This is a genomic window from Sinorhizobium meliloti (genome assembly GCF_017876815.1).
In the GTDB taxonomy this organism is placed as follows: domain Bacteria; phylum Pseudomonadota; class Alphaproteobacteria; order Rhizobiales; family Rhizobiaceae; genus Sinorhizobium; species Sinorhizobium meliloti.
Genome location: NZ_JAGIOS010000004.1, coordinates 67,088 through 87,202, shown reverse-complemented (window position 1 = coordinate 87,202; position 20,115 = coordinate 67,088). Strand labels below are relative to the sequence as shown.

General features: G+C 57.3%; 19 protein-coding genes and 8 pseudogenes. 13 read left to right on the top strand and 14 right to left on the bottom strand.

Annotation, left to right across the window (positions count from 1 at the left end; genetic code table 11):
* Positions 1 to 64: 64 nt before the first annotated feature.
* The 3 pseudogenes from JOH52_RS34385 to JOH52_RS36780 all read right to left on the bottom strand — a co-directional run.
* A pseudogene (locus tag JOH52_RS34385) lies at positions 65 to 1,108 on the bottom strand (Fic/DOC family protein).
* Positions 1,109 to 1,195: 87 nt separating this feature from the next.
* Positions 1,196 to 1,339 (bottom strand): annotated as a pseudogene (locus JOH52_RS35820) (antitoxin VbhA family protein); the annotation flags it as partial.
* Positions 1,328 to 1,492, bottom strand: a pseudogene (locus JOH52_RS36780) (transposase); the annotation flags it as partial. The pseudogenes JOH52_RS36780 and JOH52_RS35820, both read right to left, overlap by 12 nt.
* Before the next feature lie 2 nt (positions 1,493 to 1,494).
* Here JOH52_RS36780 and JOH52_RS34370 point away from each other — a divergent pair.
* The 5 genes and pseudogenes from JOH52_RS34370 to JOH52_RS34350 form a co-directional block, all read left to right on the top strand.
* Positions 1,495 to 1,779, top strand: a pseudogene (locus JOH52_RS34370) (transposase); the annotation flags it as partial.
* Positions 1,780 to 1,900: 121 nt separating this feature from the next.
* Positions 1,901 to 2,371 (top strand): IS66-like element accessory protein TnpA, encoded by a 471-nt coding sequence (tnpA, locus tag JOH52_RS34365; protein WP_012477208.1) that lies wholly within the window; start codon positions 1,901 to 1,903, stop codon positions 2,369 to 2,371.
* Entirely contained in the window at positions 2,368 to 2,724 is a 357-nt protein-coding gene (tnpB, locus tag JOH52_RS34360) for an IS66 family insertion sequence element accessory protein TnpB (protein WP_093041993.1), read from the top strand. The genes tnpA (JOH52_RS34365) and tnpB (JOH52_RS34360) overlap by 4 nt, the downstream gene beginning before the upstream one ends.
* A 48-nt stretch (positions 2,725 to 2,772) precedes the next feature.
* Positions 2,773 to 4,347 carry an IS66 family transposase gene (gene tnpC / locus JOH52_RS34355; RefSeq protein ID WP_107010548.1) on the top strand — a complete coding sequence of 525 codons (1,575 nt, stop codon included), beginning with the start codon at positions 2,773 to 2,775 and terminating at the stop codon, positions 4,345 to 4,347.
* Positions 4,344 to 4,907, top strand: a complete 564-nt coding sequence (locus JOH52_RS34350) for a UPF0149 family protein (RefSeq protein WP_017275188.1) — start codon at positions 4,344 to 4,346, stop codon at positions 4,905 to 4,907. The genes tnpC and JOH52_RS34350 overlap by 4 nt, the downstream gene beginning before the upstream one ends.
* Before the next feature lie 278 nt (positions 4,908 to 5,185).
* On the opposite strand, the pseudogene JOH52_RS36775 reads toward JOH52_RS34350, so the two are convergent.
* The 6 genes and pseudogenes from JOH52_RS36775 to JOH52_RS34330 form a co-directional block, all read right to left on the bottom strand.
* Positions 5,186 to 5,375: pseudogene (locus tag JOH52_RS36775) on the bottom strand (hypothetical protein); the annotation flags it as partial.
* 34 nt (positions 5,376 to 5,409) lie between these two features.
* Positions 5,410 to 5,519: pseudogene (locus JOH52_RS36845) on the bottom strand (transposase); the annotation flags it as partial.
* Between the two features lie 112 nt (positions 5,520 to 5,631).
* Positions 5,632 to 6,078, bottom strand: coding sequence for a PaaI family thioesterase (locus tag JOH52_RS36770; protein ID WP_080590356.1), 447 nt, complete (start codon positions 6,076 to 6,078; stop codon positions 5,632 to 5,634).
* A gap of 4 nt (positions 6,079 to 6,082) precedes the next feature.
* On the bottom strand, positions 6,083 to 7,006 hold the full coding sequence (kce, locus tag JOH52_RS34340; RefSeq protein WP_017275187.1) for a 3,5-dioxohexanoate:acetyl-CoA acetone transferase: 924 nt from the start codon (positions 7,004 to 7,006) through the stop codon (positions 6,083 to 6,085).
* Positions 7,007 to 7,053: 47 nt separating this feature from the next.
* A complete protein-coding gene (locus JOH52_RS36415; protein ID WP_017266005.1) occupies positions 7,054 to 7,842 on the bottom strand; it encodes a FadR/GntR family transcriptional regulator in 789 nt (262 codons plus the stop codon).
* 31 nt (positions 7,843 to 7,873) lie between these two features.
* A complete protein-coding gene (locus JOH52_RS34330; protein WP_234840535.1) occupies positions 7,874 to 9,127 on the bottom strand; it encodes an aminotransferase class III-fold pyridoxal phosphate-dependent enzyme in 1,254 nt (417 codons plus the stop codon).
* Positions 9,128 to 9,249: 122 nt separating this feature from the next.
* On the opposite strand from JOH52_RS34330, the gene JOH52_RS35815 reads away from it, so the two are divergent.
* The 6 genes and pseudogenes from JOH52_RS35815 to JOH52_RS35810 all read left to right on the top strand — a co-directional run.
* Entirely contained in the window at positions 9,250 to 10,620 is a 1,371-nt protein-coding gene (locus JOH52_RS35815; protein ID WP_042708931.1) for an amidase family protein, read from the top strand.
* Between the two features lie 18 nt (positions 10,621 to 10,638).
* The gene (locus JOH52_RS34320) at positions 10,639 to 11,412 is read left to right on the top strand and encodes a transporter substrate-binding domain-containing protein (RefSeq protein ID WP_017266001.1); all 774 of its coding nucleotides are present in this window, start codon (positions 10,639 to 10,641) and stop codon (positions 11,410 to 11,412) included.
* Between the two features lie 3 nt (positions 11,413 to 11,415).
* On the top strand, positions 11,416 to 12,327 hold the full coding sequence (locus JOH52_RS34315) for a dimethylarginine dimethylaminohydrolase family protein (RefSeq protein ID WP_017266000.1): 912 nt from the start codon (positions 11,416 to 11,418) through the stop codon (positions 12,325 to 12,327).
* A complete protein-coding gene (locus tag JOH52_RS34310; protein WP_017265999.1) occupies positions 12,324 to 13,010 on the top strand; it encodes an ABC transporter permease subunit in 687 nt (228 codons plus the stop codon). The genes JOH52_RS34315 and JOH52_RS34310 overlap by 4 nt, the downstream gene beginning before the upstream one ends.
* A complete protein-coding gene (locus tag JOH52_RS34305) occupies positions 12,995 to 13,669 on the top strand; it encodes an ABC transporter permease (protein ID WP_017265998.1) in 675 nt (224 codons plus the stop codon). The genes JOH52_RS34310 and JOH52_RS34305 overlap by 16 nt, the downstream gene beginning before the upstream one ends.
* 46 nt (positions 13,670 to 13,715) lie before the next feature.
* A pseudogene (locus tag JOH52_RS35810) lies at positions 13,716 to 14,036 on the top strand (hypothetical protein); the annotation flags it as partial.
* 47 nt (positions 14,037 to 14,083) lie between these two features.
* Here the strand turns inward: JOH52_RS35810 and JOH52_RS35805 are convergent.
* The 3 genes and pseudogenes from JOH52_RS35805 to ltrA all read right to left on the bottom strand — a co-directional run bounded on the left by JOH52_RS35805 (position 14,084) and on the right by ltrA (position 16,841).
* Positions 14,084 to 14,389, bottom strand: a complete 306-nt coding sequence (locus JOH52_RS35805) for a hypothetical protein (protein WP_014528044.1) — start codon at positions 14,387 to 14,389, stop codon at positions 14,084 to 14,086.
* Positions 14,389 to 14,620, bottom strand: a pseudogene (locus tag JOH52_RS34295) (transposase domain-containing protein); the annotation flags it as partial. The gene JOH52_RS35805 and the pseudogene JOH52_RS34295, both read right to left, overlap by 1 nt.
* 397 nt (positions 14,621 to 15,017) lie before the next feature.
* A complete protein-coding gene (gene ltrA, locus JOH52_RS34290) occupies positions 15,018 to 16,841 on the bottom strand; it encodes a group II intron reverse transcriptase/maturase (RefSeq protein ID WP_017266731.1) in 1,824 nt (607 codons plus the stop codon).
* A gap of 112 nt (positions 16,842 to 16,953) precedes the next feature.
* Here ltrA and tnpA (JOH52_RS34285) point away from each other — a divergent pair, with 112 nt between their 5' ends.
* Complete coding sequence (tnpA, locus tag JOH52_RS34285) at positions 16,954 to 17,412, top strand: IS66-like element accessory protein TnpA (RefSeq protein WP_080590331.1); 459 nt, start codon at positions 16,954 to 16,956, stop codon at positions 17,410 to 17,412.
* Positions 17,393 to 17,560, top strand: coding sequence for an IS66 family insertion sequence element accessory protein TnpB (tnpB, locus tag JOH52_RS34280; protein ID WP_017266730.1), 168 nt, complete (start codon positions 17,393 to 17,395; stop codon positions 17,558 to 17,560). Before tnpA (JOH52_RS34285) ends, tnpB (JOH52_RS34280) begins: the two co-directional genes overlap by 20 nt.
* A gap of 12 nt (positions 17,561 to 17,572) precedes the next feature.
* On the opposite strand, the gene JOH52_RS34275 is transcribed toward tnpB (JOH52_RS34280), so the two are convergent.
* Complete coding sequence (locus JOH52_RS34275; protein ID WP_017266729.1) at positions 17,573 to 19,663, bottom strand: recombinase family protein; 2,091 nt, start codon at positions 19,661 to 19,663, stop codon at positions 17,573 to 17,575.
* Complete coding sequence (locus tag JOH52_RS34270; protein WP_017266728.1) at positions 19,641 to 19,829, bottom strand: hypothetical protein; 189 nt, start codon at positions 19,827 to 19,829, stop codon at positions 19,641 to 19,643. The genes JOH52_RS34275 and JOH52_RS34270 overlap by 23 nt, the downstream gene beginning before the upstream one ends.
* Positions 19,830 to 20,115 lie beyond the last annotated feature (286 nt).

Here is a 20,115-nt window from a genome sequence, read left to right as displayed (position 1 = left end):
GGGCGCAGAACATCGGCGCCTCGCTCACGGATAGCTCTTGCAGCTTAAAGAGCCAGTGGGCAGGTTACCGCTCGCGATCGTCGTCATCACGCTCCCGACTGCGCTGTGCCACCGATTGCGCCTCGATCGCCTTAAACTCCGAGTTATGGTCCTGCTGTGGCTGCGGCGTTGGCGCCGGCTGCGATTGCGCCTCCTGGGCCGGCAGCTCGCGCCACTCGGGAGAAGTCCGACCGGGCAGTGAAGGTGATCTCCTCGTCGTCTGGCAACCTCTCCGGCAGGTCCGCGCGATCGGCGACGACAATCCCTTGATCGGTCACAAGGCTGGCGACGCGATTGTCGTGGCCGAGAATCTGGCCAGTGATTTCTTCTCTGGCGCGGGTAGTGCGAACATGATGGTGCAAAGGCTCTTCACCGGCCTCCCGCAAGTCTTCGAATGCAGATCGAATGGCCTCCCGACGGCCCGGGTTCATCGCGTCCTCAATGACGTGCTTCATCACGGGACTGGACGGGTCGTTCGTGATCTCGATTGACGCCTCGATCATGCGCGGCCTGGTGATTACCGACAAATCGATTTCGCGGCCGTAGCGGCGGCCCAGCTCGGAAATAAACGCCTCCTGGGCACGTCCGTTTCCCTCTCTGAACGGGTGCACATAATTCAGCTCTGAGAGGACTCTTCCGGCCCGCTCAGCGAACTCTTCGGGCGTTGCATTGCGAAGGGCCTGCGGTTCTCGGATCGGTTTCAGCGCCTCGTCCAGGCCCACTTCTATGCGCGGGCAGGGCAGGAATGACGAGCCCCCTTGGAGTGGCCACCGATCGGCTCTACGCGCTGCCCTCAACTATCGGACTTTCGTTGCGCGTATGACCGGCCCATTCATACACATCCTGAAAAATGTAACCGTGAAGCGCTTTCAGGTGAGCTTTGTCGAAATTGCCTTCCGGGCCATCGCCTTCAGCAATTTCCGCTAACCGCACGGCGGTCGCTCGATACTCATTCACGCGCAGCTCCGATCGGTTTCAATGCCCCATCTGTTTTTCAGAACGTTCGTCCGGTCCGGATCGTCTGACGTAACAGGATAGGTGTAGGAACCTTTGGGCGCTCATCAGCCATGGCGAAGCTCAACAAAAAGCTGTCAGCTCTAAGCAGGCGGCCTTCTGCTCTTGAAGGTTGATCGGGGGTTATCTTGACAGGCGCCTCAATCATGAGCTGCCGGTATTCCCCGCGGGTGATGTCGCCGGCGACATACCGCACGATCGCCTCCTCGAGGGCAGGATCGTGAACGTAGCCCTGCCGGATATTGGCAGCGCGCGCCTGCTCGGCGGCCTTGCGCCGCTTCTCGATAGCTTCCGGGGAACGATCCGGACGGCGGGAATGAACGTTCATCGGTAAATCTGCCGAGATCGATGACGCCGAGAAGGCATGGCCGCACAGCTCCTCGGTGATCGCCTTGACCTTCCGCGTCGACACCCCTTGCACATACATCTCCGCCAAGGTCCATTTTGCTTTCGAACCCCGATGGGCTGCGCGAGGTGATCCGCACGGTGATGCAGGAGGTGCTGGAAGCGGAGATGGACGAGGCGCTGGGAGCTGCGAAAGGCGAGCGCACGCCGGATCGGCTCGGCTACCGTTCGGGCCACTATGGCCGCACGCTGATCACGCGGGTGGGCAAGCTCGAGCTGCGGGTGCCGCAGGATCGCTCGGGGCACTTCTCCACCGAATTGTTCGAACGCTATCAGCGCTCCGAGCGGGCGCTGGTGGCAGTCTTACCTTCAGTCTTGGTCATGGTGGCGTTCCTTCCAGGGAATCAGGTGACGTTCAACAGTGAGCGCGACGAACAGCCCACCTTTTCTTTGCTGATTGAGACCGCGAGATAAGCTCCTTCATCTGCAGGAGTGGAACGGGATGGTTGGAGATCGCGCTGGTGCCATGCTTGGAGTCATGGATGAAGCCATGGATGAAGCCAGGCATGATGGAGTCTACCGGCGGATCGAGGTGATCACCGGTCGACGACAGCGGCGGAATTGGACCGACGAAGAGAAGGCGCGGATCCTTGCTGAAAGCGCAGAACCCGACGTGAACATCTCGGCCGTCGCCCGGCGCTGGGGCGTCAACCGTGGTTTGCTGAATGTCTGGCGCCGCCAAGCCGGGCTGACCGCTCGACGATCCGTGCAAGCCTGCGCGCAGCAGGCCATGTTCGTGCCGGTGACCGTCGTTGGAGAACGAGCGCCTCCCCAGAGCGCGTCGTCGGATATCGCTTCCGTTGCTTCCGGCCGAATTGAGATCGAGATTGCCGGAGCACGCATGACCGTGATCGGCTCGGTGGCGCCCGAGTTGGCGCAGGCGATCGTGGCAGCGTTGCGAGCACGCCGGTGATCGGACTTTCGCCGAATGGCGTGAAGATCATGGTGGCGACGCAGCCTGTCGACTTCCGGCGCGGCATGAATGGCCTTGTTGCGCTGGTGGCGTCAGCGCTTTCGGCTGATCCCTACTGTGGTGACGTGTTTGTGTTCCGCGCCAAGCGGTGCGATCGCCTGCGCTGCATTTATTGGGACGGGTCGGGCATGATCCTAGCGACGAAGTGGCTTGAGGCGGGCAAGTTCGTTTGGCCACCGATCCGCGATGGCGCGATGCAGATGAGTAGCCAAGAGTTCTCGCTTTTGCTGGCCGGTATCGACTGGACTCGGGTTAAACGGAACGTCGTAAAGCGGCCGACGAAAGTGGGCTGATCTTATTGGATTTGCTTGAAGATTCAGGAACATGTGCTAGGGTCAGCCATGCCGCTTCGACCCGACCCTTTACCTCAGGATGCCGCCCAATTGAGCCGGATCATTCTCTCGCTCGATGCGGAGAATGCCGACCTCAAGGCGCGCGTTGCCTTCCTGGAGGGTCAGCTCTTTGGACCGAAATCGGAGAAGATGACGGCGATCGACCCGACGCAGGCGACGCTCGAGCTTGGCGATCTCAGCGACATTCCCGAGGCGGCCAATGACGATGTTGCACCCGTGGCTGAAGGGCCAAGACAGGAGCGGCGATCGCCGTCGCGCAACATCGGCCGTTTGCCCAAGCACCTCTCACGGTATGAAGAGCTCATCGAGCCGGAGAGCAAGATTTGCCCGTGCTGCTCGTTCGAGCTTCATTGCATCGGCACGGACGTCAGTGAGGCGCTCGACATCGTGCCGGCGGTTGTCCGGGTGAAGCGGACGATCCGGCCGCGCTATGCATGCCGGGCCTGCGAAAGCGTCATTGTGCAAGCGCCCGCACCGGCGCGCGTGATGGACGGCGGCATGGTGACTACGGCGTTTGCAGCCCATATCGCCGTTTCGAAGTTTGCCTGGCATCTGCCGCTGCATCGCCAGGCGCAGATGCTTGCCTCCTGCGGCGTGATCATCGATCGCGGCACGCTTGGCGCCTGGGTGACGCGGGTCGCCTGGTGGCTCGAGCTTCTCTACGATGCGCTTACCGCCTTCATCCGCTCCCAGCCAAGGGTGTTTTGTGACGAGACGCCGCTTCCGCGGCTCGATCCGGGACGCAAACGCACCAAGCTTTGTCAACTCTGGGCGCAGGCGGTCGACGACCGGCCATGGAATGGTCCGGCGCCGCCGGCGGTGGCCTATACTTTTGCTGAAAGCCGCAGCGCTCGCGAGGTCGAGGGGCAACTGTCGTCGTTTGCCGGCGTACTTCAGGTCGATGGATACCAGGCCTATAAAACCTTGGCCAAGCGCCGGGGGAAGAGCAATGTCGCCCCCATGCGGCTGGCGTTCTGCCTTGCTCACGCGCGACGCAAGTTCGTCGATGTCGTCAAGCTGACCGGCTCTTCGGAGGCGCTGTCGATCCTGGCCAGGATCGCCGAGGTCTATCGCATCGAGGCGAAACTGCGCGGCGAAAGTGCCGATACCCGGCTCACGGTACGGCGTCGCGAGACAGCACCCATCATGCGAGAACTGAAGGTCCAGCTCACCGAACTGAGCGAAGAGGTGTCGTCAAAATCGGCGCTGGGCAAGGCCGTCTCCTACGCGCTCAATCATTGGAACGGGCTGGCAGCCTTCCTGGAGGATGGCCGGATCGAAGCGGACTCCAATGTGGTCGAGCGTTCAATGAAATCGGTGGCTCTGACGAGGAAGAACTCGTTGTTCGTGGGCAACGAACGCGGTGGCAAGTCCTTCGCGGTCCTGGCATCGCTCGTCAACACAGCAAAGCTCAATAGTGTTGACCCCGAGGTCTGGCTTGCCGATGTGCTTGAGCGCATCATCTCGGGCAAGGTGCCCGCGAACCGGATGGATACGCTCTTCCCATGGGCCTGGAAGGCCGAACGCGAGGCCATTGCACGTCAGGAGCGACGGGCGGCATGACACAGAACAGCCAAGGGACGACGGCACGACCGAAGCTCGATGAAAAGGCGTTCGAGGCGTTTATCAGGGCACGCCGTCCAGCATCGCCAATCTGGTCAATGAGCGGTCTCGATGGTTATCTTACGGCTCTCATCATCGGACCGAAGTTCATCGACCCACGCAAATGGATCCCGGAACTGACCGGTCCGGATGCCCTGAACCTGCCGATGGAAACGACCGAGCATCGGGCCGTACAGACCATTGTTGCGGAATATAACCGCATCTCGGCTAGCCTTTCCGAAACACCGAAAGACCACCGGCCCCGGTTCACCCGGATCGATGATCAGACCTTTGATATCTTCGATTGGGACCTCTGCTTTTTGTTGGGAACTGGATACGCGCCGAGGCTTTGGCAGCCGGTTCTTCGTGGTCATGCCGTCACTGGGGATATCATCGCACCCATCCGCAAGCTCGGCGAGGCAAAACGGAAAGTGACAAGCCAGGATGCTGCTGACGTCGCCGAAGCACTCGTCAATATCCGAACCTACTTTATGCCGAAGCGGGCAAAGCAGAAGTTCTGACCGAGCGCCAGAAACCTATCCGTCAATCATGAAAGCCGTGGGCCATTCGTTGCGCTCACCGTTCAACATCACCAACCTGCCATGACCGCCTCTCTCAGTGAATTTGCAGAACCTTCAGCACACTACCCATCTTTGAGCGCGACATCAGAGTTTTTGCAACGTCGCATTCATTACACACTCCCTCTTCAAGTGACTGCAAACATTGGATTTTTGAGTTTCCGGCGGGGACTGCCACGCGCGCCCTTTAGGCGTCATCGAGTGGCGACCCGAAGATTGCGAAGATCCGTGGCGTTAATCTGGTACGGAGCGCGCGGGACAACTTGTTGGGCAGGCAAATTCCACGCGCGCCGTGTTGAGCCGACGCGCTTTGCCGCCCAGGTCTTGCCTTGGGCAATCGCCCATCCGGTTTAAGGTGGCCGCGATGTGTTCATCAGACCAGCGGCTTTCCCTACTTTCGAGGATGGCCAAGTGCCAGTGTCGAAGACAAACGCGACCTGTTCGGCACGTCGAATTGCTGCGACAGTTCCGCCAGGTCTGTTCGCCCCTGATCGCGGCAAGCGCTACTTTCGCCTTGAAAGCCGGGCTGTGGTTCCGGCGCGGTCGTCTCGTCATGCTATCTCCTGTTTCCGGCATCTAAGCCAAACACAGGCAGGAATTCCACTTATCCGCGCTGTTCAAATCCCCGAGGCAGCTCTATCCATCATCCACGTATGCTCCTGCCTTCCTATCCCGTAGCAGGTATGATCATACACGTGGCCGTCGCTACGGCGCAATTGAGAGCTTGAGCACCATCTATGCCCATTTGTCTCAGGTCTGCCGTGGCTACCAATATGCGATTACCTGGATGAATTACGCGAGCGGTTGCGACGACTGTCCCGCCACTGACCGACACCGGCCGCAAGAAATTCACTTTTAGCTCAATTGTGGTGGACACCTGATCGCTGGGAACGCAAGTGTCGCAAGCCCAGGCGAGGGCGGTGTCGAGGAGGGTTGCTATTGCTCCTCCCGCAACCAATCCAATCGGATTCCTAAGGCCTTCATGGGGCCTAAATTGCAACGAAACTTCGCCTTCTCTGGCTTCAACGACCGAAATATCCAGTAGTTTGTAAATTGGCGGAGCAGCACCAACGCCATTCCGAATCGCGTTTAGTCTCTCGATAGCTGACGGCATTTTTCTAGCTCCGCGTGGTGATCCCCAACAGTTCACGCGCTTGAGAGGGTGTCGCAACCTCAAGCCCGAGTTCTGAAAGGATGCACCGCATTTTCGTCACTTGGGACGCATTATCGGGTGCGAGCCGTCCCTTTTCGAGCCAAAGATTATCCTCTAAACCCACCCGGACGTGCCCGCCCATTAGTGCTGCCATTGTTCCCAATCGCATCTGACTTCGGCCCGCGGCGAGTACGGACCACTGGTAATCGCTTCCGAAAAGTCGATCTGCCGTTGCTCGCATTTGCTGGAGGGATTCGTGGTCGCTGCCTATGCCACCAAGTATTCCCACGACAGATTGGATGAATAGAGGAGGTTTTACCAAGGATTGCTCAAGAAAGTATGCCAAAGTATAGAGGTGACCGATGTCGTAGCACTCGAACTCAAACCGCGTTCCCATTTCACTCATTCGACATATAATCTTTTCGATATCCGCGAAAGTGTTCCGGAACATGCCACTTCGCGACGACTCCAAGAACGATCTCTCCCACTGGTGGATCCAGGTGCGTTCCTTCTGTGCTAATGGAAATATGCCAAAATTCATCGTGCCCATGTTAAGTGAGCACATCTCGGGCCTCAATTCGCTCGGGGCTTGCAAGCGCTCATCAAGACTCATAGACGCACTTCCACCGGTGGTGAGGGCTATAATCGCATCCGTCGCGTCTCTGATGCGAGGCACGAATTGCCGAAAGACGCTCGGGTCGGGTGTGGGTTGTCCAGTTTCCGGGTCACGGGCGTGCAAGTGCAACATAGCAGCGCCGGCGTTTGCGGCGTCGATAGCCTGAACCGCGATCTGCTCCGGCGAAAGCGGTAGATAAGGCGACATGGACGGGGTGTGTATTGACCCAGTGATCGCGCAGGTGATGATTACCTTGGAATTGATGTCGGCCATAAAGTTCCCACAATTTGCACTTGAGCAGAGCGTATCGCTCGATTTATTCACGCTTGTCTAAACGCTCGAGAGCCTTGATCTTGCACAAGCCTTAGGAGCTCGGTCTCTGTGTCGACGATGTGCTTTCTGATCAGATTTTCCACATCGGCCTTTGAGCCGGAGATGAATGCGCCGAGGATTACTTTGTGATCCCTGATGATGCGCTTTGCAGCGTCGTCCGTGTCTACGATAAGCAAGGAATCGACCATGTCCTCCATAGCTCGGACGAGATGGAGCGCGCTCAATCGCAAGATGGGGTTTGGGCAGAACTGGGCTATGACGGAATGAAAGTTGATCTCAGCCATCTTATGCATTCGGGGGCTAATTTCGCCTCTGACGCCGCGATTACATTCATCGATGGATTCCTGCATCTGCTTGATGCCATCATCTTCGATCGCGTCGAAGGATAGACCTGCTACGAACGGCTCTATCACGAGCCTCGCTTGATACAGATCGGACCACGTTGCGCTTTCGAAATAGAGGTAGGCAGCCATGCCGTCGGTTATGGCATCAGTCGGAATGGCAGAGACCAATACCCCTCCGCTTCTGCCCGGCGAAATCGAAACAAGCCCTTGCGCTTCAAGGATCGCGAGACCCTCTCTAACTGTGGCCCGAGCCAAGCCAAACTGTTCGATGAGATGCTTCTCGCCGGGCAGGCGATCACCCGGGCTAAGGCCCTGCTTTATTATCTCCTTGCGGATATGGTCTGCGATGTGCCACGCCTGACGGCGGCTTAGTCCCTTTTGTGGTTGACCTAACGTAACCTTTTCGGGGTGATCGTATGGCTTTATCGACACGATGAGTCGGGCCTCCTATCGGGTTCATGGTTCATCGAAGGTATGAACCAAAACGTTCAACAAAGGCTTTTGAGGCCCGAAGTAGCCCGGAAACTTCTTCCTCTGTCGTTTCAAGCGAGAGATACACAGATCCTCTTCGAGCCGTGTAGTAACCGCTCCGAAGGAGGTGCAGATGGAACAGGTCGTGCAGCTGCTTGGACGCGAAATGTACGCATGACAGTGACCCGAAGCCGCTCGCGCTCATCTTCGATTGATCGGGTGAGATGCCCGCAAATTCCCTTCTGAAAAAGTCACCGAGTGCATTGATGCGCGCGATGGCCTCGGGAGTTAGAACTGATGCTGCCGCAAGGCCTGCCGCCATCGATAGAATATTGTTATTGAATGTTCCAGCGTGGGGCACTGCATCTTGCCGGCGCATGTCCAGTCTATCGATGAGCTCTGCTTTTCCCCCGAAAGCGCCGAAGCTTAGGCCGCCACCAATGTATTTTCCCAGAGTAGTGATATCGGGGTAGATGCCGTGAACCGCTTGCATGCCACCAACATCGAGGCGGGAAGATACCACTTCATCGAAGATCAATACGATCCCATGATGGTCGCATCTCTCCTTCAGTTTCGCAAGAAAAGATCGGTCGGCAGGTATGGCGCCTCCGGCGGACATTACAGGTTCGACGATGCAGGCGCCAAGCCGATCGCCATGGATTCCAAATACGGCCTCCAACGCGGCTTCATCGTTGAATGGCGAGATTACTGCGTTGAAGTTGATGTTGAGCGGCATTCGCGTTTCCGGGAACCATATAAATCCTCCATGGTAACCTCCTTTGAAAAACAATACTTTATCTCTGCGAGTAATGTGTAGTGCCAGTTGAAGGGCGGCAATATTCGCTTCGGTGCCCGTATTACAAAATCTAATTCGCTCCATTGCTGCGAACCGTTTTGTCAAACAGTTGGCGAGTTGTGCCTCGAACCGATTGGGGCCGCCCAAGCTGATACCGTCTTCCAGTGCTGCAAGGATAGCGCGCTTGATCGCGGCATTCGAATGGCCAAATAGCCCGGCCGAATATTCATTCAGAAAATCTGTGTACGCGTGGCCGTCTGCATCCCAAATCTTCGACTTTTCACCTTTGACGATCGATAGCGGAAACGGCGGATAATACAGCACGCTCCTCGTACTTCCGCCGGGAAATGCTGCCGCTTCGTCGTAGAGAGCAGCGCTCTTCGGGTTGGCGGCAGCAATCTCCGCTCTTTCGCGCTCCACCGCTTCGTTGAGCTCATCCAGATCATTCACCGTAGCGGACTCCAAACATTGGTTGACTGCGTTTCGAAATGTGCTTACGCATATAATCATTATAACAATTATAATGAAACGCAAGAGGCCTTAAAGCTGGGCCGATGGTGGAGCTCAAGTGAATGTCGTTCAAAGATTGGACTATCCCGCAGCTTACGCGCGGATATGAAGCTGGCCAGTTTTCACCACTTGAAGTCGCGGCGGATGCCTTTTCTAGAGCTGGCGAGGCTGCGGAATATAACGCCTTCGTTTACCTCGATCCGGAAACGGCATTTGCACAGGCGAAAGAGTCCGAGCGGCGTTGGGTTTCTGGGAAGCCGCTGAGCGACATTGATGGGATTCCAGCTACTATTAAGGATCTACATCACGTTGCTGGCTGGAAAACATTTGCAGGCTCCTCGACTTGTAGCTCCGATGAGAAGAATCCAGCGCGCCAGGACTCTCCTTTGGTGGCTCGCCTTCGAGAAGCTGGTTGTGTTTTTCTTGGAAAAACGACCGTGCCGGAATTTGGTTGGAAGGGGGTTACAGATAGTCCGCTAACCGGGCTGACGCGAAATCCATGGGACAAGTCCAAGGTTTCAGGCGGCAGTAGTGGAGGAGCGGCCGTGGCCGCAGCTCTCGGGATCGGAAGAATACATACGGGATCTGATGGCGGCGGATCCATTCGTATCCCTTCCGCATTTTGCGGAGTCGTTGGGCTGAAGCCATCCTTCGGTGCCGTGCCGCAGTTTCCGCTTGTCTCGACGATGTCTAGCCACGCCCCGATTACTGCAACCGTTCACGAGGCTGCCATTTCGCTCCGGCATGCCGGCAAGCATGATCCCCGAGATTGGCTCGCCACGAGTTCGAACGTATTCCAGTCGCCCGCTGGCGGCGAAAAAAAACCTCTGAGAATTGGTGTATGTGCCGCCGGCCTTGGCCCCGAGCCAAGCGAAGACGTTCGCCTGGCTGTAGAAGAAGCGGCAACAATCCTGGCCGGATCGAACGGGTCGATCATCCCGGTGACGCTCCCGGTGACTTTCGACGAAGTTCGCCAGCTGATCGAGATTTTCTGGGCCCGCGACAGCGCTATGGATTGGGACCGCACCCCCGCCGACAGGCGCCACCTCCTAGATCCTGGTTTGGCGGAGATGGCGCAATCGGGACTGCGCCTTTCGGCCGTCGAAATGGCGAATGCCGATTATCAACGTGCCGTCCTGGCCAGTTCGATAAATGTTTTCCTCAACAGCTTCGATGTCCTGTTGATGCCTGCGACGCCGTTCGCTGCCTTCGACGTAGGCCAGGACTTCCCGGTTGAAATGGGAATGACGAGTTGGCTCGATTGGGCCGCAAACCTTTATCTTTTCAACCTCTCGCAATCTCCTGCGATGTCCTTCCCGATGAGGCGTTCGAAAACCGGACTACCGATCGCGGTTCAGATCGCTGCGGGGAAGTACCGGGACGCGCTGATACTGGAGGCCGCGATGCGTTTGGAACTGGAAAATTCACAATAGAAGAAAGGGAACAATGCAATGCGAAAGTACCTATTTGCCTTGATGATGAGTGCAGCATCGATCGTGTCGTATTCGGCCAGCATGGCTGCGGACGGCGAACTTCGCTTCGGGCTTGATGGAGGTTATCCCCCGTTTGCATCGCCGAACACCGAGGGCCAGCTGGTTGGCTTCGACATCGATCTGGGGGAGGCGCTCTGCGCGGAAATGAAGCGCAAATGCGTTTGGGTGCGTCAGGAGTGGGATGCACTAATCCCGGGTTTGCAAGCGAACAAGTTTGATGCAATTCTCGCCAGCATGCTCATCACGCCTGAGCGCAAGCAAAAGGTTCTTTTCACAAAGCCCTACTATGCCGCAAAGGCATTATTCGTCGGTGCTGGCACAAATTCTGTCGAGCAGATCACCGCGGCTGAGCTGGATGGGAAGACCGTCGGTGTTGAAACCGCGACAGCGTACGGCAAGTATCTTGAAACTAAATTCGGCGATCGCGTTGCGATTCGTGAGTATCCCACGGTCACAGAAGCCTTCGCCGATCTGAAATCCGAGCGTATCGACTACGTCCTCAACGATGCCAACTCCAGCTACTTCGCCATCAAGCGAGATGGTGAAGCTGGCGCCCTGCGCCTGATCGGCGAGCCGGTGGTCGATCCCATGCTGGGTGAAGGCGTAGGTATCGCCGTTGCAAAGACAAATACGGAACTTCGTGACGAGCTGAATAGCGCTCTGGATAACGTGATCTCCAGCGGGAAATACGAGAGCATCAACAAGAAATACTTTCCATACGACCTGAGGTAAAAAATGTCGTTGCATGATTCGCCAAACGTGACCGCAGAAGCGTCTCTCGAAACGGACAAATGGGGGGTGGACTCTGAGTACGGCGTGTTGAAGGACGTATTGCTGTGCTCGCCGCAGCATTACGGATGGGTGCCGATCAATTCGGTCGTCAGGGAAAAGATGACCGAAAACGTTCCGGACGTGGTGGCTGCGATGTCCCAGCACGACGAAATCGTGTCTGCCTTCGGGGAGAATGGTGTCAACGTGCACTTTCTTGAGCCTCAGCCCCACCTGATTTTTCAGAGCGACACACGCGACAGCAGTCAGATGACCCCTTGGGGTGCCGCAATCCTCCAACTCAGACACATTGAGCGGCGGGGCGAGTACGCATCGGTGATCGATTTCTATCGGTCGAAGGGCATTCCTATCCCCCTGATGTCGTCCAGAGGCACGATTGAAGGTGGCGATATTTCAGTCACGAAGCCTGGGTTGGTCATCGTCGGATACAGCGGTGAACGCACAACGCGGGATGGCGCTGAGGAATTCACTTCGCTGTTCAAAAAGAACGGCTGGAGGGTGCATTTGCAGCCGTTCCCGGAGCACTTCCTACATTTGGATGTCATTTTCAGCATGGCGGCGGAAAATTTGGCACTGGTTTGCACTGAAGTCGCTCCGGATTCCCTCGTTGACCTTCTTCGGGAGGAGAAAATCCGGATCATCCCGGTAACGTACAAGGAGGCGATGGAGCTTGGATGCAACGTTGTTTCTCTGGGAGATGACCGCGTTATGACGTCCAGACACAATCGCTCTGTGATCGACAAATTGCGGGCAGAGGGTCTCAAGGTGGTGGATCCCTATTTTCCGGAATTCGCCAAAGGTGGCAGCGGCATTCATTGCCTAACGATGCCGCTGAAGCGAGAGCCCGTGGCAGCATGAGCTTTCTCGGTGGCTACGGATATCTCATACTCGAGGGCGTGGCGCTTACCGTCACGCTTTCGCTAGTCAGCGCCGTGATAGCCGTCACAGTCGGCTTGATCTATGCGACTCTGACTTATGAAGGAGGCCCTGGCGCGGTGTTGCTCCGGAGCTTCTGCTTAGCAGTCATGGCCGTACCCGAATTCATCACGCTTCTCGTGCTTTACTTCGCCGGAACCCTCCTCTTGCAGAAGATATTCGGCAGTGACTTTCAATTGTCGCCCTTTTGGGGCGGGGGCAGCGCGCTTGGGGTCGCCTACGCCACGTATTTTGGCGAGCTTATGCGCGGTGCCCTAAGGGATGTAAACCGCGGTCTCGTTGAAGCGGCTGACGCTCTTGGGCTTCATCGCCGGCAATCGTTCTTCCTTATACGAGCGCCGCTCGCCGTTAGGATTGCAGGCCCGGGCGCATTAAATCTCTGGGTCTCACTCGTTAAGGACACATCTATCGTTTCGCTCATTGGCGTGGCCGAACTGATGAGGAATTCAACTGTAGCCGCTCGGGTGACCGGTGCCTCTTTCGAATTCTACGCTTTGGCTGGATGCATCTACTTGGCGATGACGTATTGCTCAAATCTGTTTTTGGGTCGCCGCCTTTCCTCTCGAGGGGAACTCAGGGAGCCTCACCGATGGATGTCGATCTAATTTCGTCCAGCCTGCCTGCACTGGCAAAAGGACTTCAGAATACCCTGCAGATCGTCGTCAGCGCTGCCTTGATAGGAGGCACCTTGGCGTTGGCGGCTTCGCTTCTGATGCTATCTCCCAAACGGGAACTGCGCACGATTGTGCAGGTGGGCGCCGGGATCATACGGGGCACCCCCATTCTGGTCCAATTGTTCTTCGTCTACTACGGTTTTGCTCAATTCTCATGGATTCGAAGCTCGCCTGTCTGGTGGATCCTCAAAGACCCGATCTCGTGTGCAACCGTAGTATTCGCCATCAACCACGCAGGCTACCTCACGCCACTGTGGGCCGGGGCGTTTGCAAATGTGCATCGGGGGCAGTGGGAGGCTGCACGATCGCTTGGTCTTCAGAAGCGAACGGCATTTACCCGCGTTATTTTTCCCCAGGCAGTGCGCCTGATACTCCCAGCATATCTCAACGAGATCATCTTCTTGCTGAAAGGAAGCGCCCTACTGAGCGCAATAGCGGTTGCAGACTTGCTCGGGGTCGCACGAAGAATTTCGTCATCAAACTTTGCACCCGTCGAAATGTTTTCAGTGGTGGCGCTGACCTATGCCGCCATCGTTCTGGTTCTAATGGGCGCCGTTACCTATCTCAGGAGGCCGAATGAGCAGGAGTAACCTCAGCAACGCGTTAGTCAATCCAGATCGTCTTTAAAATATTTTAATGGAGATGGCTAAAATCGGACCCGGGATAGCTGGCGGCAATAATCGACAAGCACTCACAGATGAGGACGCGCAAGGCCGGAGGTTATTCGCGAAGTGGTGCGTTGAAGCCGGTATGGCGGTGGCTGTCGACGACATGGGAAACATGTTCGCACAGCGAGATGGGTCTGACGGTGAAGCCTTGCCACTGTATATCGGCAGTCACCTTGATACTCAGCCCACCGGCGGGAAATACGACGGCGTTTTAGGCGTTCTCGCAGGGCTGGACGTCGTACGAACCCTCAATGATCTCAGGGTTCGGACCCGAAGGCCCGTCGTTATCGCGTGAGCGTCCGGCGAAAGCATTTCTGCTTGGTCGAGCCGCCGAAGCTATAGGACGCGCTTCACCTCATCTGCCATGACGCGCTCGATCATCTCGAGGTCGCATTGTTCATCGACGAGGAACTGGCGGATTCCACCATCCCACGTTCGTATGTCGGCCAGGAGATCTCGAAGGTCGTCAATTCCATTTTCGGTCAGGCCTTTGGTGCCATCTTCACTGCCATCGCGGACATAAACCAATTCGCCTTCGGCGATATTGTCCGAGTTGGCCGTCACCTCCTCGATTAATTCGAGATTCTCCCCGATCATGACGGCGACTTCTTTGAGCGTGTAGATGAACCTCGACCGTGCCATCACGCAGCCTCGTATCGGTCTTTCGCCGGCGCCCACTGCCACGGCAGCAATTCCTGGAGCCGATCCTTTGAATGGCTCTGGATCCGGGTCAGGACGTCTGTGAGATAGGCCTCCGGATTTGAGGCCATGTTGTTTGGCAGTCTCGATGATCGTCAGGATATTGGCGATGCGCTCGCCGCCCTTGTCTGACCCGGCGAAGAGCCAGTTTTTTCTTCCGATTCCCATCCCCCGTTCATTCTGCCCATGTCGGCGATGAAGTCGAGGTTCATTATCGCTGGCATCCATATTTTGGACAAAAGGTTAGCGTTCGCCGCGTCGACGAACGAGCGACAGGTCAATTTCTGCATGTTTTAGGGCCGACAGGTGCCGTGGTTTCGATTGCCGGATGGATGGTTGATCCTGTGGTGTGCGCCGGCATGACGATGGGTCTGGCACGCGTGGATCTTGCGGCGCTGATCGAACTTAACGGGCTGGTCACAGGCGGCGACAAGCCTGCACTCTTCCGAGGTGGACGTAGAATCACTCAGGAGGAAGATGATGAGATCCCGCAATACGCTGGCGCCGGCGTCGGGTCCCGGTAGGGACGATGGTTACCCATCGCCCCCCGGTCAGATCCGTACGTGCGGCACTACCGCATACGGCTCCTATCGGATGTTGTGACGGTAAGCCGAGCATCTGGATGCGGATGCATCAGGCGGCACGGTGGCAGGTATTTGCGAAGCAGCCTTTGGAAACGCTCCCAAGACAGCCGGTGTCGTTGGCTCCGACGCATCAGCGCGTGTCGCCAAGCGCGACCAACTTCCCAGCGGAATCCTCCCAATCTTCTCAGATTGTCTGGCACCGCATGGTAGTTCAAATACCCCTGTAACACTTGCCGTAGCCACCGACCTACTACTGCCACCGGTTCATGGCGTCGTCGCATAAGCGTTCCCCGAATGGCCTCCAGCGTCGTGCGCATGCGCTTCTTGATCGTTAGACGGACAATCTTGAAGCCCCCATCATTGCGCCGCCTGCCGCAGCAGTGCGTGAATCCCAAAAAGTCGAAGGTCTCTGGCTTGCGGATACCACGCTCCCGGCAGTTTCGCGCAGCATACCGCCCAAAGCGTATCAGCCGCGTCTTTTCCGGGTGTAGCTGCAAACCAAACTGAGCGAGACGCTCCCGCAATGCTTGCAGGAAGCGCTGCGCCTCTCCTTCGTACTGGAACCCAATCACGCTGTCGTCGGCATAACGTACAATGATCACGTCGCCTTTAGCATTTCGAGTACGCCATTGCTGGACCCATAAATCCAATGCGTAATGCAGATAGATATTCGATAGCACCGGGCTAATTACAGAGCCCTGAGGAGTTCCTCGCGTTGATGCGACGCGGCGGCCATCCTCAATCGTGCCCGCTTTCAACCATTTGTGGATCAGACGTATCAGCCGGCGGTCACCAACTCGATGCGACAGGAAACGAAGCATCCACTCGTGATCGATTTCATCGTAAAACGAGCGAATATCCGCGTCCAGTATCCAGTTGATCTTCCGCTTGTCGATCCCAACCCACAAGGCGTCCAGCGCGTCATGCTGGCCCCTTCCTTGCCGGAACCCGTATGAGAAGCCGAGGAAGTCTTGCTCATAGATCGCGTTCAGAACCGTGGTGACGGCCATCTGCACGACTTTTTCTTCCAGCGCTGCAATGCCGAGAGGACGGAGCCTGCCGTCATTCTTCGGAATGTAGACCCGTCGGGAGGGTTGAGCACGATAGGCACCGGATTGAATCTCCCGGTGCAGTTCGTGCACGCGCCCTTCGAGGGTCTTCTCATAGTCGTACCACGTCACGCCATCCACACCGCTCGCCGCTTGCTTGCGCAGCGCATGGAAGCTCTTCACCAATAGCGTCGGAGTGATGTGGTGCATCAGCGCCGTGAAACGCATCTTCGGGTCCCGCTTGGCGGCTTCCCGTACACCTTCGATCCCCATCGAAGCGTGTTTTATCCGGCTCTGCGTCCGGCACGCTGGAGTCTCAAAGGCGTTCCCTCCGATTACACCCCTTCCCTCCATTGCCTCCGCAGGATCATCTCCTTTGTTCGGCAACTTCTGCGGTACTATGGGTGTATCCGACTTCTCATCAGCGTTGACGACCGGATTATGATCAACGACCTTCCCAGCCCCGTCCAGTCCATTTGCACTGGACACTGATGAGATCTCGCTGCTTCCGTATGAAAGACTTCCCGACATGCACAGGGTCTCCGACCGCGCGGGATCGGGGCATGGCTTGCGATTGACGCCATGCACCGTGTTGCCTTCCGCTTCGCTTAACAGCGTCGGCATCCCGAATTGATCATTTCGCGGCTCAATGGCCGGCCTGCCGGTTTCCCCTGTCAACGCTTCGACGCACACCTCGCGATGTGCGCCGCATGACTCGGGGTCAGAGTGATTCGCCACTTCTTCTCCGTGTTGAACTTTCATCAACTATCTTTCATCGGCTTTGCAGCCGCACTAAGCGCTCATTTCCATGCGCCTTTTCTCGTTGATGCCTCTGCCGCATGAAGTGTCCACTTAAAATAGGTGGACACCAAATATGAGTGACGAAGAGCAGAAACTGCGTGTGCGGCATGTGGGGCGCGATGGTCGACGCCGCTACGATCCAGGATCAAAGGCGCGGCTTGTTGCGGCCTGCCTTGAACCTGGTGTGTCGATATCCGGCCTTGCGCTTACGCATGGGATCAATGCCAACCTACTGCGCAAGTGGGTCAAGGAGGCCAGGGAGTCTGGCCCCCTGGCGGTATCTCCACGATCGGCGTTTATCCCGGTCGTGGCAGCAGACGGCAGCCTGCCTGTCGGGACCTGCTCGCTGGATATGTCGGTCACGTGTGATGAAGAACAACGAGCATCACTGGAGAAAACGGGCCATCCGTCAGGTTTATCCAAAATCAGCGCGTTGCTGCCAAACGGCGTGAAGCTTTCGCTGGAATGCAGGGATGTGGATGCGTTGACGGCTGTCATTGGAGCATTGGGCCATGTTCAGACTGGGCGCTGATCTCAAGGTCTACCTGCACCGCGAACCGATCGACTTCCGCGCCGGCATCAACAGCCTTGCGGTCCTGGTGCAGGAGACGATGGAGCTCGACCCGTTTGCGCCTGCGGTCTTTGCCTTTTGCAATCGCCGCCGCCAGCGCGTTTCATAATGCATCCCTCTGTTAGAGTCCGGGCAATCTGACAACTTTATCGTATTGATAATCTTCATAAATCTTGGGCCGCCGCCCAACCACACCCTGCACCCCTATCAGAACGGCCTCTGACGTTAGTGCTTCTATGGGAACCATCCATGGCGAGCCTGGAAGGATCTGCGTTGCAGGTAGAATTCCTTTCTGCACCAGGCTCTTGGCCGATCCGATGCAGATACCGAGCTTTTCGGCAGCTTTCATCAGGCTAATCACGGGACTGCCCGCTTTTGTGGGATCATATTCTGGAATGCCCAGCCGCTCGCGCATGTCGCGGACACGCACGGCCGTCCAACCCTCACCATCACCGGTCTTGCAAAGCATCCGATTGAGGGACACTGCGAGCTCCCGATCTGGCCAATGTCCGCCCAGCTTTCGTAGCGCCTCTACGGCGGGCGGTGCCATGTCGCTCGGATATCGGCCAGTCTTGACCCGCGCCACGCGCACTTCGGTATGGCGACCGCCGGTCCAATGGATCAAGAGCACAGCCTCGTTGGTCGTATCGTCGAGATCGCAGATGATCTCCTGGACCAGAATATGGATGAGCCGCTGCTTTGTCCGCGTATCGGTTGATGGTGCATTCCAGACTGTCGGTAAGTCATGGGCAAGCTGTAGAAGCCGACCACGATCAATTGCAGGACGTGCTGCCGACAGCGCGGACAATTCTTCGATCTTGCGCTCAAGCACGCTCACACGTTCCAGTGCATCGTTCCAACGGGCTTCCAGTTCGCGTGCGACATGACGTTTGGCCGGATCGACCAGCTCGTATCTGCGTCCGGCCAGTGACGCCTCATAGCGTGCGCCTTCAAGGTCCCGCTCAATTGCCGCTATAACATCTCTTGCGGACCGCTCGACCTGATCCGAGGCGAAGATCGCCGCTTCGACAGCGCGATCCGAAACCGCTTCCAGAATCTGAGTGGCCACGGCACGATCGACCCTCACGCCGCCAATTCCGATGCAAAGCCCAAGACCCACACGAGCGTCGTCGCCGCGGCACTGATAGCGATGCGCGTTGCCTTTTGCGCTGCCGTAGAAGACGCGCATCATTCGGCCACAGCGGCCGCATCGCATCAGTCCCGTCAATAGGGCACGGCCGCCGCGCGCCGATTTGCGATCACAATTCCTCTTCATGTGTGCGTTCTCGGTCAGAAGCTTCTGGTTCTCTTCATACTCCCGCCAGGTGATGTAACCTTCATGATTGTCGCGCAGCAATACACTCCAATCATCCCTGGGCTTGCGCAGCCCGTTGGCCTTGCGAGCGCGACCATCGATGATCAACGTTCGTTGTGCTCGCCTTCCGAAGGCATAGGCGCCCGCGTAGAGTGGATTGTGGAGGGTCTGCATGACGCTATGATAAGCTGGCGCCTTCCAGACGAGCTTGCGCACTTCCACGTTGCGCAAGACGACGGGCATCTTGATATCGGCCGACCGCAGCCACAAAAAGACTTGTCGCCCACTTCCCAGTTCCCGGAATTTGGCAAAGACGAGCTTGATCGTCTCCGCCACATGTTCGTCCGGATCGATCTCGATCTTGCCCGCCTCACTCCAGCAGAAGCCCGGAGGTAACATGAACCGGAACTCCCCGCGTCCCGCCTTGGAATCGCGCGCGGCAATGCCGCGCTGACGGATCAAGCTCAGTTCGTACTCCGACATCGTGCCTTTCAGCCCAAGCAGCAGACGATCATTGACAAGCCTTGGATCAAAGGCGCCATCTGGATCGATGACCAGCGTACCGGTGAGCGCGCACAGATCGATCAGATGATGCCAGTCCCGCCCATTGCGCGCCAGACGCGATGCCTCGATGCAGTAGACCGCTCCTACATTGCCTGAGCAGACCAGCGCGACAAGCCGCTCAAACCCGGGTCGCTCCACGCTGCCTGAGCCTGAGCGTCCAAGGTCATCATCAATCACAGTTACCGATGCAAACCCGGTCGTTGCGGCGGCGCCAGCCAGATCATATTGCCGGCGCTGGCTTTCGAGATTGCCCGTCACTTGCGCCATGGTTGACTGGCGGACATAGACCACCGCGGCGCGGCCCAGATGGTCAGACGTGATCTTCGTGGTCATCTACGCCTCCCGTCTTCGCCGTTCTGCTCGCTTCCAAAGCCTCCAACAGAAGATCCGCCAGCGTTTCCACCAGTCCTTTGACGTTCTTGACCACCGGAACCTGACGATTTTGACGCTCCAACTCCAGAACGAGTTGGTCGCGATTTTGATGTCGCCTGCTTCGCATCACCCTTCTCCTTCTTCCTCGAAGGACGAGATCTTGCGCCTCCTGCCTGAGTCGCGTCGAACGACGCCAACGCGGCCGCCAATTCATTCAGGCCATCAATGCTGATCTCGGGTGATCCAAGCCTCATGCCGCTGCAATAAGTCTCGTCAAACATCCAGTTCGGCAACTCACGGGAGAGATGATCGGGACGCTCGTCCGTATGGATTCGCATCAGCGTCTTGCCGCGACGATAACGCGAGACCTGCACCTTGCAGCCGAATAGTGGATGCCACGGATAGGCTATCGT

Bases quoted from the DNA above. Each gene is read 5' to 3' on its own strand.
- JOH52_RS34350 (WP_017275188.1), top strand. From the start codon at position 4,344: ATGACACAGAACAGCCAAGGGACGACGGCACGACCGAAGCTCGATGAA.
- tnpB (WP_017266730.1), top strand. From the start codon at position 17,393: ATGTTCAGACTGGGCGCTGATCTCAAGGTCTACCTGCACCGCGAACCG.
- tnpC (WP_107010548.1), top strand. From the start codon at position 2,773: ATGCCGCTTCGACCCGACCCTTTACCTCAGGATGCCGCCCAATTGAGC.
- JOH52_RS34270 (WP_017266728.1), bottom strand. From the start codon at position 19,829: ATGCGAAGCAGGCGACATCAAAATCGCGACCAACTCGTTCTGGAGTTG.
- kce (WP_017275187.1), bottom strand. From the start codon at position 7,006: ATGGCCGACATCAATTCCAAGGTAATCATCACCTGCGCGATCACTGGG.
- tnpA (WP_012477208.1), top strand. From the start codon at position 1,901: ATGGTTGGAGATCGCGCTGGTGCCATGCTTGGAGTCATGGATGAAGCC.
- JOH52_RS34275 (WP_017266729.1), bottom strand. From the start codon at position 19,663: ATGACCACGAAGATCACGTCTGACCATCTGGGCCGCGCCGCGGTGGTC.
- tnpA (WP_080590331.1), top strand. From the start codon at position 16,954: ATGAGTGACGAAGAGCAGAAACTGCGTGTGCGGCATGTGGGGCGCGAT.
- JOH52_RS35805 (WP_014528044.1), bottom strand. From the start codon at position 14,389: ATGGCACGGTCGAGGTTCATCTACACGCTCAAAGAAGTCGCCGTCATG.
- JOH52_RS34320 (WP_017266001.1), top strand. From the start codon at position 10,639: ATGCGAAAGTACCTATTTGCCTTGATGATGAGTGCAGCATCGATCGTG.
- JOH52_RS34305 (WP_017265998.1), top strand. From the start codon at position 12,995: ATGGATGTCGATCTAATTTCGTCCAGCCTGCCTGCACTGGCAAAAGGA.
- JOH52_RS34315 (WP_017266000.1), top strand. From the start codon at position 11,416: ATGTCGTTGCATGATTCGCCAAACGTGACCGCAGAAGCGTCTCTCGAA.
- ltrA (WP_017266731.1), bottom strand. From the start codon at position 16,841: ATGAAAGTTCAACACGGAGAAGAAGTGGCGAATCACTCTGACCCCGAG.
- JOH52_RS35815 (WP_042708931.1), top strand. From the start codon at position 9,250: ATGTCGTTCAAAGATTGGACTATCCCGCAGCTTACGCGCGGATATGAA.
- JOH52_RS36770 (WP_080590356.1), bottom strand. From the start codon at position 6,078: ATGCCGTCAGCTATCGAGAGACTAAACGCGATTCGGAATGGCGTTGGT.
- JOH52_RS34310 (WP_017265999.1), top strand. From the start codon at position 12,324: ATGAGCTTTCTCGGTGGCTACGGATATCTCATACTCGAGGGCGTGGCG.